This window comes from Natranaeroarchaeum sulfidigenes (genome assembly GCF_017094485.1).
Classification (GTDB): domain Archaea; phylum Halobacteriota; class Halobacteria; order Halobacteriales; family Natronoarchaeaceae; genus Natranaeroarchaeum; species Natranaeroarchaeum sulfidigenes.
This window is the reverse complement of record NZ_CP064786.1, coordinates 1,834,056-1,847,592: the sequence shown is the minus strand read 5'-3', so window position 1 is coordinate 1,847,592 and position 13,537 is coordinate 1,834,056. Positions and strand designations below refer to the sequence as shown.

Here is a 13,537-nt window from a genome sequence, read left to right as displayed (position 1 = left end):
TGTCTGCGATCACGGACAGCGCCGATCGGGGTCGGAAGAGTCAGAACAGCGCTTCGGACTCGTCGAGAACCCGCGCGGGGCCGCCGACCTGCCAGATAGCGGCTGTAACACCACAGTCTTCGAGGGTTTCTTTGACCCGTTCGGCGTGCTCGTCGGTCGTGTTGACGTAGACGCTCGCACCTGTGTCGGTCGAGAAGTACGCCGGAATGTTCTCCTCGGAGCGCAGCTCCCGGACGGCGTTGAACACGCGCAGGGTCGCTGGCTGCCAGTATACCCACCCGGCAGGACCTGTCATCGTCGTCGCGGCCAGCGAGAGTGAATCGTGCTCCGCGAGTTCGAAGGTGCGATCGAACTCGCCCTCGCGCAACGCATCGCGTGCCTCCGCGATCTGTTCGTGAATGTGGGCCATCCGGGCCTGGAACATGTGGCTGTCGGCGGCCTCCTTGTGGGCTTGCTCGGTCTCCTTGTAGGATGGGACGAGCCCGATTACGATCCGGAGATCCCCTTCGAGATCGGTCTCGATCCGCTCGGATCGACAGTCCTCGTCGTTGAGACCGTCGTAGAGGTGAGAGAACCCGCCGGTGACCGCCCGCGCCGCGGACGCGGAGCCGCGCCGTGCGATCGTCGAGATCTCCGGACGGGACCACTCCAGTTCGGCCGCCTTTGCGAGTGCCATCGCGGCCGCCGCAAAGCCGGAGGCCGAGGATCCCAGTCCGACGTTCGTCGGGAAGGAGTTCTCGCTTTCCAGTTTGACGCCGTAGACGGCGTGTGGTGCGTCGGAGGTTTTACGGACGTAGTCGACGACATCGTCGACGCGCTCTTTCGCGCGGCCCTCCAGTTCCTCACCGTCGACGATGTAGGTGTCTTCCTCGCGCTCGAAGTCGAACTCGACGGTCGTTTTAGTGTGACTCGGCGCGGTGCAGACGCTGATGCTGTCGTGATAGGGCATCCGTAGCTGCTCGTCTCGCATGCCGTGGTACTTCACTATCCCCTGGATGGGGTGTGCCTTCGCGGTGGCTTTCATACCATCATGGCGTCGTGATACCTGTATAAAGGTTCGGCTTGGGCGTCGATCCGCAGGAGATCTATCTTTGACCGGCCGCGCTCGCGGTCGACCATGTTCCACATGCATCCTCCTGATTCCACATGCATCCTCCTGATGTCATGTTACAGCCCGAGTCTACACTAACTTCAAAAAATGTAGTTTAATACTACAATTTATGAAGTCGATTCTGTTTTAGCTTCCTCGTACGACGACAGTACACTCCGGATCGAGACGGTTAGCTCATCGAACCGATCGATCGACATGTCGTCGGTCGTCACCCAGACGCCGTGACCGTCGTAGACGACTCGTGTGAGGTAGCCCTGCTCGAACATCCGTATCGTCGCCTCGTACTCCCCGAGCTCGGTGTTCTGGTAGACGTCCTGTGATCTGAACCCGAGCCGTTCGTGCTCTGCAAACCCCTCCAGATCTGCATCCCGATCGAGGTCCGATCGAAGATACAACTGGTCGACGTCGTCGTGTGTGAAGTAGGTGATACTCCGCAGCTCGTCGCCGACAGCGGTCCGGCAGACGCTCAGCAGTTCGTCTCTGATCCCGAAGGCGTCGTGGTTTCCCATACGTGACTGTTGAACGGCGAAGACGATCAATATCGTGGTTGCCAGTTTGTTACCGCGTTGACGTCCTGGCTGGACGTCGGGACGCGAAACCGAACCGCTGAAACCGCTGCGCTCGAACCCGAACGCATGGGAACGCCGCTCGAACCGCGTGACGCGCAGGCCGAAGAAGTCGTCGACCGCCTCATGGAGGAGTACCCCGACAGCACAATCTCGCTTCGGTACTCGAACCGGCTCGAACTGCTGATCGCCGTCATTCTCTCGGCACAGTGTACTGACGAGCGCGTGAACAAGGAGACTGCACACCTCTTCGCCAAGTACGACGGCCCCGAGGACTACGCGACCGTCGACGAAGAGGAACTCGCCGAGGACCTGAACTCGATCACCTACTACAACAGCAAGGCAGGGTACATCAAAAGCTCGGCACAGGACATCATCGAGAAACACGACGGTGACGTTCCCGATACGATGGACGAACTCACCGAACTCTCCGGCGTCGGGCGTAAGACGGCCAACGTCGTCCTCCAGCACGGCCACGACGTCGTCGAGGGCATCGTCGTCGACACGCACGTCCAGCGTATCTCGCGACGGCTCGGGCTGACCGAGCAAAAACGTCCGGACGCGATCGAGCCGGATCTGATGGAGGTCGTCCCCGAGGACGTCTGGCAGCAGTACACGCATCTCCTGATCGATCACGGGCGCGCTGTCTGTACTGCGCGCAATCCGGACTGTAGCGACTGTGTGCTCGCCGATATCTGTCCCTCGGAGAAAGGCGACAGCGACGTGGACCTCGCCAGCGGCGAGGCGTGGTGAGTGGTACAACTCTCCGAGTGGATTTTATGGGACAGCAGGGTGACAGTTCGACCATAGATGCCACCCGACGGTCTTGACTCGTCAACTCGACGCTCACTTCTGGCAGCTACCACCTCGCTTTCGATCGCGCCTGCGGGCTGTCTGGACACGATCACGGATGATGATGACCTGACGCTGTTGTGCCGTGCAACACTCAGTAATCACACCGAAACGACGGTCGAAGCGGAGCTGGAAATCGTCGAAGGCGAGACGACCCTCGTCGAGATGTCCGATGAGGTTGATCCTCCTGCGGATCAGCAACTCGATGGGATCTACGTCTCGGACGAGAGCTTACCGACTGAACCTGGCCGATATCGTGTCAGAATGCGCGTCGCGGGCCAGGAGTGGGCGGAATACTATACGCCGGATACGGAGGCCGATCAGGTCTCCGTTGTTGGGGAGATCAGAAGCGAAACCGAACCACCGGTGCTCCTTACGAGTACGAACCCGAACACGTGTTGATGATGGCGGTCCTAGCCGATTCTGCATCGCGTTGCTGTAGATGTCGCCGGAGCCGCGTCCCCCCTGCGTGAACGACTCCGGTCAATCGAGCTCCGCCCAAGCCATTTACGGCTCGGTGTGGGAGCACTGAACGGGGGAGACAATGACTGACGACGATATCGCTGATGACCGTCGCACGGAGACGAATACAGGGGAGGAAGATCGTGGTGAGCCGCCAGAAGACGAGCAGCCCGACGAGGACCTCACCGAAGAAGAGAAAGAGGCGCGTCGGCGCGCGGCAGAGGAACGAGCGGAACAGGAACGTGAAGACTCGGAAGAGCGCGCACAGGACGCGAAACAACAGGAGAATGCGGACGCCCACCGCGACGACCCGCCATTCAACAGCTAACCGGGCGTCACCACAGGAACGTAAATCGCAGGACGAACCGGAACAGACCGATCAGGTACGCGATGATCCAGCAGCCGACGTAGCCGAAGACGCCGATCCGGAGCCGCCAGCGCCACGCGCCCATGTTTTCGTGTAACTCGCCGATATCGACATCGCCGCTCGTGTCGTGATAGAGGTTGTGCTGGCGCTTGACCTGAAAGATCCGGACGATCCCGGTTAGCGCAACGAGCAAGAGTGCGTACGCCTGCAGCCCGAAGAACATGTGGACGGCCAGCAGCGGGGAGAACTGATTGAAAGCGTTGGGAACCATCCAGACGAGCATCGGTACGGTCGTCAGTACTAACCCCGCGGTGACGTACTTGAGGTGGCGAATCAGGAGGTTCCATGTGACAACTTCCTCCTGGATGATGATCCACGCACCGTAGAGATACAGGGGAAAGCTAAGCGTCACGAGCAGCGTGACTACTGTCGCGACGACGTACTCCGACATCAGGCGATCTAAGGAGGACACGGTGTTAAATGGCGCGAAAGGTCCGAAAGCGATGGCGGAAAACGTATGTCTCGGGCCACCCAAATACGAGCAATGGCAGACTCATCGACGTCTCCCGACACCGAGGAGGATCCAGATCGGTCCGATACTGGGGGGTCGGCGGGCGCCGAAGAGATCGAGACCGATAGTGACGTGGACACCACCAGCAATGCGGCACCCGAAGGCGACGAACCGACCGAAGAGGAACTCCTCGCCGAAATCGAATCCCAGTACGACTTCGACGATTTCGGTCCCTCCGATATGGCAGAAATGTCGGTCGACGAGTGGGAGGCAGCGTTCGATCCGGACTCCTGGATCACGGGCGCGGAGCTGATCGACCGCATCGAACAGGAGCTGCTCGCGCGGATCGCACAGCGTGAGGTGTTTGCCGTACTTGAACGCGTCGACGCGGGCGATGGCGACGAGCTCCTGCTTGCGTACTCCGATCAGGATTACGCACTGATCTATCCGGATGGCACTGTCGAAGGGACCGGTACGGTTCTGCGTGACGTCAAGCCAAGTATCGCGCTGTGCTCGATGGAGGAGTACGAACCGCAGGTCCCGCCGGAGGGCGACTTCCTGCTTCCACACCCCGACGAAGTGCCCGAACAGAGCAGCGAGATCGGCAATCTGATGATCCAGCTGGTCGCTGGCGCACAGTTGCTCGCTGCTGTAGGGCTGATCGGTGTGTCGCTGTACTTCGGAGTCACCGGTGGCGGCGGGCAGGGGACAGCGCTGATCACTGGTGTCGCGGGGGTGGCGTTCGGCGTTATCGCGCTCTTTCTGTTCGTCACCGTGGCCAACGCGAGACTTTCCGACCGATTTCGATCAGAGGAGTACAGGGGCCGGCTTCGTTCGATTGGGCTCGAAGACGGTGAACGGCCGGAGTTCTTGCCGGTCGAGGATCCCGATACACAGTTGCGGCCCGTTCGAGAACGGAACCGAAACCGTGATTAAACCCCTCGCTTTGGCGGATTCATCGGTGGGTTTAAGCGAACCCAATACTGAAGTTTGCGTGTATGAACAGGCGGGACTTTCTGAGGACGGCCACCGGCGCGTCGGCTGGCGCGGCCGCTGTTAGCGCAGTGGGTACAACAGCCGCAGCCGACGGCCACGATGCGTACTCCGCCGTGTCTTCGCTGCAGGAGGAGGACGACGAGGAGAACGGCGAGGAAGAGAACGGCGAGGAAGAGAACGGCGAGGAAGAGAACGGCGAAGAAAACGGTGCGGCCGACAACGGAGACGACGATGGTGCAACGGAGACGGTAATCGTCGGGCCGGATGGTGAAAACGTCTTCGAGCCGGACGATCTGACGATCGAACCGGGAACGACCGTGGAGTTTATCTGGGAGTCGGATACGCACAATCTGGCGCTGGAAAGCGGTCCTGACGGCGGCTGGGAGGGGTACGACCCGATCGAGGATACGGGCTTCGAGTACGAACACACCTTCGAAGTCGAGGGGACCTACGAGTATGTCTGTGATCCCCACGTCGCCGCGGGGATGGACGCGGTCATCACCGTTACGGAAGACGCGGGAGACGCGGCGGCGGAGGGGCCGACCGAGGTCGATCCGCACGCGATCGGCGTCCCCGTACAGAAACACTTCATCGGAGCGGCGACGTTCGCCGCAATCTTCGTGACGTTCGTGTTCACGTTCTACGTGCTCAAGTACGGCGAGTCGGCAAACACGAGCTATCCAAACAAAAAGGAGTAACAAATGTCATCAACAGGAAGTTCCTACGGCGACATTCACCGCTACGAGCAGCCCCGCGAGAGCACGGCTGCTGCACTTGCGATCGTCCTGCTGACGATCATCGAGATCATCTTTGTCGGTATCTTCACGTACGGACTCATCGAAGGATGGGCACGGGGTGCCAATCCTGATCCCGGTAACATGTTCCTCGGAACGATTCTGGCGCTGATCTTCATCGATCTCGCGTTCATCCTTGCACTCTATCGCAAGGAGTTCCTACCGGACGTGATGATCGTCAAGAAGCGACGCCGCAAGTGGGAGGACCTCTACATCAACGAGGAAGACGCCGACGGTCAGGAACTCGGCGACGGCGCGGTCGAGCAGTTCAAACGAGCAGTCTACCCATACTACAAGAGATAGACCATGCCAGATAGTGATAAATATCCGGTTGAATCCGGTCGCCGCCGTTTCGTCAAGGGCGTTGTCGGGAGCGCTGCGCTCTCGGGCATCGGCGTCACCACCGCGGTGAGCGTCGACTCCATGACGTCCGAGACAGGTGAAGGAGGCGGCCCAACGGTGTACAGAGGAAACGAACTGGTGAGCGGCCCTGCACCACGTGGGATGCCTCAGGTTCCGCTCGAAGTCGACGACGAAGGATACGTCCGCGGGATCTGGCCCGAAGCCGAGGAAGCCGAAGGGCCGGACGACGTGGCGACCGCAGAACAGGAGATCGGCGGCGTCACCTACTCGACGACGTGGTTCCAGTACTGTGGATCGCAGACGAGCCCTGCGGTCGACCCGCAAGAGGACCGGGATAACTACTTCCGGTATGTCGGTGCCAGTCAGATCGACTGGCAGAACGAAGAGGTCGAAGGTGGCGACCGCGTCCACATCGACGACTTCGCCGATTACGAGGACTACGATACTGTTGTCGGAGATGCTGGTGTCGGCAAGCCCGCACTCGTAAACTGGCGGTCCGAAGAGCTCTCCCCGGCCGACCGATTACCGGTGCTGCTGATCAGAAGCACCAACGTTGAGGAAGCAGCGCAGGATAACGAGTGGCTCGACGGCTCGACTGATCAAGGGTTCATTGCCAACCTCAACCAGTGTACACACTACTGCTGTGTCCCCGGGTTCCGGGTACTCGGCGAGGCCCGCCAGTTCGACGCCGAGAACATGATCTACTGTAACTGTCATCAGTCGGTGTACGACCCGTTCAGCATTACGGAGCAACAGTACGTTGCGCTACCAAGACCGGGTGACTCGGTACTGCCGGGTGATAACTAACATGAGTCTACAGAAGAAAGACGACTTCGATCATGGCGCGTGGCTCGACAAAAAAGAGCTCTCGCTGATCGAGAAAACGTATCTGTTCACCCTGATGTGGCTCGACAAACGGCTTCGCATCGTGGACTATCTTGAGCTACTAGAAGACCAGTACTACAAGATGAACATGCAGATGCCAAAGAGCCACACCGAACAATACAACCTCGACAACAAGTTCTGGTACTGGTATCCGCTGTACTCGTTAGGATCGTTATCGATCATCGCGTATGTTGTTCTGGCGATCACGGGAGCGCTGCTCGGATTCTACTACGCCCCCGCGACTGCGGGTGAAGAAGCGTCGGTTGCGTACAACCAGATGCTGTTCATTATGGCCGAGCTGAACTTCGGGTACATGCTCCGGAGTATCCACCGCTGGGCAGCGCAGTTCATGATTGCTGCAGTGTTCCTGCACATGCTGCGTGTTTACTTCACGGGCGCGTACAAGGAGCCCCGCGAAGTCAACTGGATCATCGGCGTCATCCTGATCCTCCTGTTGCTCCTGTTCGGCTTCAGTGGCTACGTACTGCCGTGGAACCAGCTCTCGCTGTGGGCCGGACAGATCGGAGTTGAGATGGCGATGTCAGTGCCGCTCGTCGGCGAGTGGGCGGCGCTGCTTATCTTCGGTGGGTTCGAGATGGGTCAACCGACCTTAATGAGAATGTACATTATGCACGTGTTCATCCTGCCATTTGTCGTTACGGCGCTGATCGCGCTACACGTCGCCATCGTCTGGATGCAGGGAATCGCGGAGCCACACTAAAACAATGTCAGAGGATCAAGAAACACGAGCGGACGGAAGCGGAACCGGCATCGTGCCGCCGGACGACGAGACGCCCACGTGGCGCGAGCGCAAGGAGCGTACGCAGGGGCTCTCCCGGCTGACCTACGAGTACTTCGAGCGGGCACGCCGCGAGGATCAGGATCTCCGACAGGAGTCCGACTACGTCGAGCGTGACGTGCTTGGGTTCCCGGCGTGGCCGCACGAGACCATTCGGAACCTGGCGATCACGAGTTTCTTTATCGGGATTATCATCTTCCTGTCGGCGACCATGCCACCCCACTTCGGCGATCCAGCGGACCCGAGTACGACGCCGGCGATCATCCTGCCGGACTGGTATCTCTACTGGTCGTTCGGTCTGCTTCAGACCGACCCGCTCAATCCCGAGCTGGCGATTCTGGGCGGGGAGCGCCTGATGCAGTCGGATACGTTCGGCGTGCTCGTTCACGCGCCGATCATCGGGCTCATCTTCCTCGTTCCGTTCCTGAACAAGGGCAGTGCTCGCCGTCCCGTCGAGGAGCCGTTCTGGGCAGGGCTTGGCGTGACCGGCGTGATGTTCGCGTTCACCTGGAGCCTGCTCGCGATCGACAACATCATCGCGGAGCGTGTCCCGATGATGACCGCGACCCTGCTGTTCGACCTGGTACACATCGTGCCTATCGTCGCAGGGGTGGTCACCTACTCGGTGTTGAAGGCGATGCAGGAGGGGTATATGTACAACCTGAACCGTCGGTACTACCGACTCCGCCCGCCAAGATAACCCTTTTCTCGCTCCGGACTACCTACTAAATATGGCCGACTCGAACGCGCCGGACGACCGCGCGTCGCTGCAGCGTGATGTCTTCGTTCCTATGGAGATCTACAAGGTAGTAACGGTGTTCTCGATGCTCATTGCGATCGGGCTCGTTGTCGGTGGATTTCTGGTACTCGATAGCGCCACTGACCAGGCGACCGCCGAAACGGAGGACGTCAACGTGATCACGGCACTGCTTGGTATCGGCCTGATCGCTTTCGGCGGTGTCGTCTACGTATTCTCGACTCGCTTTCGGCCCGAAGCAATGGGAAACGCTAAAGACGACACCAACCAAGGTACAGATAATGGCTGACGAGTTCATCAAGGGGCTGGCGACGTTCAGTGGCGCCGCCATGCTGTGGATGATCCTCGCGGGCTGGTACCGGACCTCTAGCTTCGAGGGACCGCAGTTTACCGAGGCTGCCCCGACGGATCCGAGCACGTTCGACGCGATGGGTATCATGCTGATGGACGGAATGTTCTGGTTTATGATCCTCGGAACGCTGGCGTTCTGGGTTGTCATCCCGGCCTACAAAGAGCTGACCGCGGCAGTCGAAGAGCGAAACGCCAACTGAACCGCTTTCTCCTCCTGACGGACTCGCGTTGATCGACAGCCCTGTTCAGGCATCCTGTGGGAAATACCTATGTCTGACGAGTGACACGTATACGGTATGTCCCCCGCCGATAGCCCGACTCCCTCCGACAGTGGCTGGCTTACCAGAACCGTTGGTATCGTCTTCGACCGCCGGACGTATCGCCATCTACTGTATCTGCTGTTGGCGTTTCCGCTCGGACTGATCTACTATCTGTTTGTCGGCTTCGGTCTCACGTTCGGACTGGTACTTTCCGTTGTGGTTGTCGGCGTCGTCGTGCTGGCAGCGACGATCGGTCTCGTCCGGTTATTTGCCGAACTCGAACGGCGGCTGGCCAACGTGCTGTTGTCGACGACGCTCGGGCCTGCAGAAGACGTCGACAGCACTGGTAGTGGTATACTCGCGATAGTGACTCGCTACGTTGACGCTCCGTCGACGTGGCGGGGACTGAGCTTCGTGACGATGAAACTCTGGACCGGAATCGTCGGACTGGTGTTGATCGTCGCGTTGATCAGTGCCATCCAGATAGCGACTGCTCCGCTTCACTATCCCCATCGGGTCGAGTTCGGTACCCTCAACGGCGAGCCGATAGCGTGGACGATCCAAACCCTTCCCGAGGCAGCACTTGCGGTTCCGATCGGCGGACTACTCGTACTTGTTTGCCTCCACGTCACGAACGCCGTCGCGTATGTCTGTGCCCGGATCGCGGAGGCGTTGCTCGGATCGGGCGAACATTTATAAAAACTGGAACGAGCGCCTCTAGACGATGCTTTCCCAGATCGGCTGAACGACGAAAAAGAGGCTTCGGTAGGAGACGTACAGGAAGAGGAGTCCCCACGCTGTCAGCGCACCTTTGGGAAGTTCCATCTCCGCCTCGCGCCGGGCCTCGGCGAGCCGGGCCTCAAACTCAAAGAAGTCGGTGAAAAAGAGCGTGATTACGAAGATGGTCAGCAAGACGCCCGCGTGGAAGGTAACTGTCAGGTAGTAGAATGCTGCGAACAACAGGAGGACGTTTGAGGCAGTATGAACGGGGTGGCGAACGATTGCCTCAGCTCCCCCTTCCTCGTACTGCGATTTGTACTGTCGCTGGGCGACGAGTCTCGTCAGTCCATTGACCAGTACCAGTACCAGTAGCACCTCCTCTATGTACGGCAACAGCAGATCCACCGGGCCGAGCAACGAATTCGGGTCCATATCTCACACACAGTGGTTAACCCATTAGAGTTTTTCCAATCTACTCCCATCAATCGACCCGATTTGATACGTACTACTGATCGTTACCCCAGTAGGGTTCGCTTTCAGTGACGACTGCCAGTTGGAGTGGCATCGCTGGAGTCAGTGTGACGTCTACGCCGGGCTCGACGATTCCGCATCGTCGGTTATCGACGAGTAGTTCCACCGGGCCGTCGTCGCGCTCTACCCGGAGGGTGACTGGTTCACCCGTGCCGAGTACCCAGCTGTCCCGATCTGTGGCGAACTGTGCGATCGGGACGGCTACGACGCCGGTTCCTGGAGCGAGCATCGGGCCTCTTGCGGCGGCCGCATAGCCGTGTGAGCCAGCTGGGGTGGCAATCACGACGCCGTCAGCGCGGAACTGTGTCACTCGGTTGTCCTTCGTGTGGATGCTGTACTCCGAGATCCGGGCTGGCTCCTCGGTGACGAGCATGGCATCCGAGACGGCGACACCGGTGTCAGTTTCACCGACTGTAACGGTGTACCGACACTGTTCGGCCGTCTTGAAACGCCCTGAAACCAGTTCGTCAATCGCACTATCGAGTGAGTCCTCCGAAACTGATCGAACACCCGGTCCTGCGTCGATCGGGAGTATCGGAACAGTCGTTCCTGTCCGGCCGAGATCAAGCACCGCACGGTTACCGTGAGCAATGATACGGTCCGGATCGGCTTCCAGCAGTTCCGTGGCAGCTCCGCTGATCGGCGATCCTCCGACATCCTGAACGGCCCCAGTGAGCCGATCAACGAGGCTATCGGTCTCACCCTGATCGACGATCCCGATCACACTGCCACCCTGACCGCAATCCATACTCCGACTTCGGCGTGCGTGACAAAAGGCTGCGTGTTTTGTTGCTCCCGTGTAACTCAACCTTTTTACAGTGTGGTTGCAACCCATGGAGTATGCGGGAGACGCTCGCCGAGTGGCAGCCGGTGGTCGACGAAGCGATAGAGGAGGTGATCCCACGACGGATCGACGAGGAGTACCTGACGGAATTTTTCGGTCCGGCAACCTACGAGTACGATCCGGAAACGCTCCAGCGCGCACTGTCAGATCCCGTCTGGGAACTACTCGATCGCGGGGGGAAACGATGGCGAGCAATCGTCTTTCTGTTGCTCGTCAAGGGTTTTGGTGAGGACCACGAACCGTACTTGCCCTATGCAACGATTCCTGAGATACTCCACACAGGGACGATCATCGTCGACGATGTCGAGGACGGGGCTGCAATGCGTCGCGGCGATCAAGCACTGCACGATGTCTACGGGACCGACGTGGCGCTCAACGCTGGAAACGCGCTGTATTTCATACCACTGAAGGTTATCACACAGAACCCTGCTGACCTCGATGACGGGACACGGCTAGCTCTCTACGAGATGTTGATGGCAGAGCTCAACCGGACCCATCTGGGACAGGGGACCGACATCTGCTGGCACAACGACGGCGGTATCGAGGTCGGGCGGGAGCAGTATCTGGAGATGTGTGCGTGCAAGACCGGCTGTCTGGGACGGATCGTTGCCCGGTTGGCCGCGATCGTCACGGGCCAGTCCGACGAGCGGGAGCGAGCAGTGGCCCGCTATGCGGAGTCGATGTCAGTTGCCTTTCAGATCGGCGACGATATCCTCGATATCGAGAACTCACTGGGCGAGGCGGGCGAATTCGGTAAGGAGTTCGGGAACGACATCCGAGAAGGCAAAAAGACGTTGCTCGTGATCCACGCGCTGGAAACGGCGAGCGAGGAACGGGCGGAACGGCTCCGGACGATCCTCAATGCAGAGGAGAACACCGACGAGGAGATACTGGAGGCGATCGATATCCTCCAGCAAACTGACAGTATCGAGTTTGCACGCGAGCGCGCTCTCTCACTCGCCGCCGAAGCGCGGGACCAGCTCGCGGACGCGGACCTCGCGGAACCCGAAGCATCGATGCTCGCAGAGTTCACCCGATTCGTCGTCGAGCGAGAGCAGTGAGTTTCCGGCGCGAACCAAAGTATTCAGTACGCCTCAATTCTAAGGGTCGGGTATGACTGGTACCGACGGACGTGGTGATCTCTCCCGGCGCTCGTTCATGTGGGCAACTGCCGGATCGGCCGCTGCCGCTGCTGGTGGGGCTGGAACCGTTAGTGCGCAGGAAGAGAATGGCGAAGAGAACGGCGAAGAAAATGGCGAGGAAGAGAACGGCGAAGAAAATGGCGAGGAAGAAAATGGCGAGGAAGAGAACGGCGACGAGGAGAACGGCGCGGCCGACAACGGCGATGAGGATGGTGCTACGGAGACGGTAATCGTCGGGCCGGATGGTGAAAACGTCTTCGAGCCGGACGATCTGGCGATCGAACCGGGGACGACAGTCGAGTTCATCTGGGAGTCGGATACGCACAATCTGGCGCTGGAAAGCGGTCCTGACGGCGGCTGGGAGGGGTACGACCCGATCGAGGATACGGGCTTCGAGTACGAACACACCTTCGAAGTCGAGGGGACCTACGAGTACGTCTGTGATCCCCACGTCGCCGCGGGGATGGACGCGGTTATCACGGTTGAAGAGGGTGCAGGTGGCGCCGCTGGGGGCGACGCAGCGGCCGCAACCCCCACGATCCCTGACAGCGCCATGAGCCTCGCCGTCGGGACTGCTGGCGCGATGGCCTCGACACTCGCACTTGCGTACTTCTTCATGAAGTACGGTGGCTACGACGAGGAACTCGAATAGCTCAGACCGACGACGGGCGATCGTGAATCGTCAGCTCGACCGGCCTTGGCTCCCCTTCTATATCCCTGACGATCCGTTCGACGATCCGTTCGGCCTCCTCGAGAATCAGGGGCTTTACCTTATCGATTACCCAGCTAACAGAGACGAATCTTGGTACGTCGAGTGCGCCCGATCTGGCCGTGTCCGTATCGAATTCGACGACAAAATGAACTCGACAGGCGTGATCCCGCTCCGCTCGCTCCGATTCGTCGAGCGGGTCGATCCGCCAGAACCCGTGTGCGTGGATATCTTTGATCACTTCCCAGTCGATTCGCGTCGGCGGATCGGTGTCAGTAACCTCAGAATGAGCAGTGTAGTTCAGCTTCCACCAGGCAAATCGTAGTGCATACCGAGTGCCTTCCTGGCCTTCGCCATGCGTTCTCACTTCCTGTAGATACTCGGAGTAGTTCGCGTACCGGGGGAAGTCCTCGAGGAACTCGTAGATCTCTTCTGGGGGTAGATAGACGACTGTGCTTACCTCTACTCGATCCACGTTCGTCAGTATGGTGGATACAACGTAAATGTTGTGCGGGCG

20 protein-coding genes are annotated in these 13,537 nt (G+C 59.4%); 14 read left to right on the top strand and 6 right to left on the bottom strand.

The features are described 5' to 3' along the window. Window positions 1-40 precede the first annotated feature (40 nt). On the bottom strand, window positions 41-1,024 hold the full coding sequence (gene mvaD, locus AArcS_RS09530) for a phosphomevalonate decarboxylase MvaD (RefSeq protein WP_238477190.1): 984 nt from the start codon (window positions 1,022-1,024) through the stop codon (window positions 41-43). Window positions 1,025-1,218: 194 nt separating this feature from the next. Continuing rightward, window positions 1,219-1,620 carry a DUF7522 family protein gene (locus AArcS_RS09525; protein ID WP_238477189.1) on the bottom strand — a complete coding sequence of 134 codons (402 nt, stop codon included), beginning with the start codon at window positions 1,618-1,620 and terminating at the stop codon, window positions 1,219-1,221. A 126-nt stretch (window positions 1,621-1,746) separates the two neighbouring features. On the opposite strand from AArcS_RS09525, the gene nth reads away from it, so the two are divergent. The 3 genes from nth (at window position 1,747) to AArcS_RS09510 (ending at window position 3,319) form a co-directional block, all read left to right on the top strand. Beyond that, entirely contained in the window at window positions 1,747-2,430 is a 684-nt protein-coding gene (gene nth, locus AArcS_RS09520) for an endonuclease III (protein WP_238479995.1), read from the top strand. 57 nt (window positions 2,431-2,487) lie between these two features. Further along, window positions 2,488-2,931, top strand: a complete 444-nt coding sequence (locus tag AArcS_RS09515) for a hypothetical protein (protein WP_238477188.1) — start codon at window positions 2,488-2,490, stop codon at window positions 2,929-2,931. Window positions 2,932-3,073: 142 nt separating this feature from the next. Further along, on the top strand, window positions 3,074-3,319 hold the full coding sequence (locus tag AArcS_RS09510; protein WP_238477187.1) for a hypothetical protein: 246 nt from the start codon (window positions 3,074-3,076) through the stop codon (window positions 3,317-3,319). A 7-nt stretch (window positions 3,320-3,326) separates the two neighbouring features. On the opposite strand, the gene AArcS_RS09505 is transcribed toward AArcS_RS09510, so the two are convergent. Then, window positions 3,327-3,812, bottom strand: a complete 486-nt coding sequence (locus AArcS_RS09505) for a DUF7321 family protein (protein WP_375139660.1) — start codon at window positions 3,810-3,812, stop codon at window positions 3,327-3,329. Window positions 3,813-3,902: 90 nt separating this feature from the next. Here AArcS_RS09505 and AArcS_RS09500 point away from each other — a divergent pair, with 90 nt between their 5' ends. From AArcS_RS09500 to AArcS_RS09460, 9 genes are all read left to right on the top strand, one after another. Continuing rightward, the gene (locus AArcS_RS09500) at window positions 3,903-4,805 is read left to right on the top strand and encodes a DUF7319 domain-containing protein (RefSeq protein ID WP_238477185.1); all 903 of its coding nucleotides are present in this window, start codon (window positions 3,903-3,905) and stop codon (window positions 4,803-4,805) included. 62 nt (window positions 4,806-4,867) lie between these two features. Beyond that, on the top strand, window positions 4,868-5,563 hold the full coding sequence (locus AArcS_RS09495; RefSeq protein ID WP_238477184.1) for a plastocyanin/azurin family copper-binding protein: 696 nt from the start codon (window positions 4,868-4,870) through the stop codon (window positions 5,561-5,563). A 3-nt stretch (window positions 5,564-5,566) separates the two neighbouring features. Next, the gene (locus tag AArcS_RS09490) at window positions 5,567-5,962 is read left to right on the top strand and encodes a DUF7318 family protein (protein WP_238477183.1); all 396 of its coding nucleotides are present in this window, start codon (window positions 5,567-5,569) and stop codon (window positions 5,960-5,962) included. A 3-nt stretch (window positions 5,963-5,965) separates the two neighbouring features. Further along, a complete protein-coding gene (locus tag AArcS_RS09485) occupies window positions 5,966-6,829 on the top strand; it encodes a ubiquinol-cytochrome c reductase iron-sulfur subunit (RefSeq protein WP_238477182.1) in 864 nt (287 codons plus the stop codon). Window position 6,830: 1 nt separating this feature from the next. Beyond that, on the top strand, window positions 6,831-7,628 hold the full coding sequence (locus AArcS_RS09480; protein WP_238477181.1) for a cytochrome b: 798 nt from the start codon (window positions 6,831-6,833) through the stop codon (window positions 7,626-7,628). A gap of 4 nt (window positions 7,629-7,632) precedes the next feature. Beyond that, a complete protein-coding gene (locus AArcS_RS09475; RefSeq protein WP_238477180.1) occupies window positions 7,633-8,406 on the top strand; it encodes a cytochrome b family protein in 774 nt (257 codons plus the stop codon). Window positions 8,407-8,437: 31 nt separating this feature from the next. Then, window positions 8,438-8,752 carry a DUF7315 family membrane protein gene (locus AArcS_RS09470; protein WP_238477179.1) on the top strand — a complete coding sequence of 105 codons (315 nt, stop codon included), beginning with the start codon at window positions 8,438-8,440 and terminating at the stop codon, window positions 8,750-8,752. Continuing rightward, entirely contained in the window at window positions 8,745-9,014 is a 270-nt protein-coding gene (locus tag AArcS_RS09465; RefSeq protein WP_238477178.1) for a DUF7314 family protein, read from the top strand. Before AArcS_RS09470 ends, AArcS_RS09465 begins: the two co-directional genes overlap by 8 nt. A 96-nt stretch (window positions 9,015-9,110) precedes the next feature. Beyond that, a complete protein-coding gene (locus AArcS_RS09460) occupies window positions 9,111-9,773 on the top strand; it encodes a sensor domain-containing protein (protein ID WP_238477177.1) in 663 nt (220 codons plus the stop codon). An 18-nt stretch (window positions 9,774-9,791) separates the two neighbouring features. On the opposite strand, the gene AArcS_RS09455 is transcribed toward AArcS_RS09460, so the two are convergent. Beyond that, complete coding sequence (locus AArcS_RS09455) at window positions 9,792-10,226, bottom strand: DUF7313 family protein (RefSeq protein WP_238477176.1); 435 nt, start codon at window positions 10,224-10,226, stop codon at window positions 9,792-9,794. 73 nt (window positions 10,227-10,299) lie between these two features. Continuing rightward, window positions 10,300-11,073 carry an NAD(+)/NADH kinase gene (locus AArcS_RS09450; RefSeq protein WP_238477175.1) on the bottom strand — a complete coding sequence of 258 codons (774 nt, stop codon included), beginning with the start codon at window positions 11,071-11,073 and terminating at the stop codon, window positions 10,300-10,302. Window positions 11,074-11,165: 92 nt separating this feature from the next. Here AArcS_RS09450 and AArcS_RS09445 point away from each other — a divergent pair, with 92 nt between their 5' ends. After that, on the top strand, window positions 11,166-12,230 hold the full coding sequence (locus tag AArcS_RS09445) for a polyprenyl synthetase family protein (protein ID WP_238477174.1): 1,065 nt from the start codon (window positions 11,166-11,168) through the stop codon (window positions 12,228-12,230). A 52-nt stretch (window positions 12,231-12,282) separates the two neighbouring features. Then, a complete protein-coding gene (locus AArcS_RS09440; RefSeq protein ID WP_238477173.1) occupies window positions 12,283-12,963 on the top strand; it encodes a plastocyanin/azurin family copper-binding protein in 681 nt (226 codons plus the stop codon). 1 nt (window position 12,964) lies between these two features. On the opposite strand, the gene AArcS_RS09435 is transcribed toward AArcS_RS09440, so the two are convergent. Beyond that, window positions 12,965-13,495: a type II toxin-antitoxin system RatA family toxin gene (locus AArcS_RS09435; RefSeq protein WP_238477172.1), complete on the bottom strand. Its 531-nt coding sequence runs from the start codon at window positions 13,493-13,495 to the stop codon at window positions 12,965-12,967. Between the last annotated feature and the right edge of the window lie 42 nt (window positions 13,496-13,537).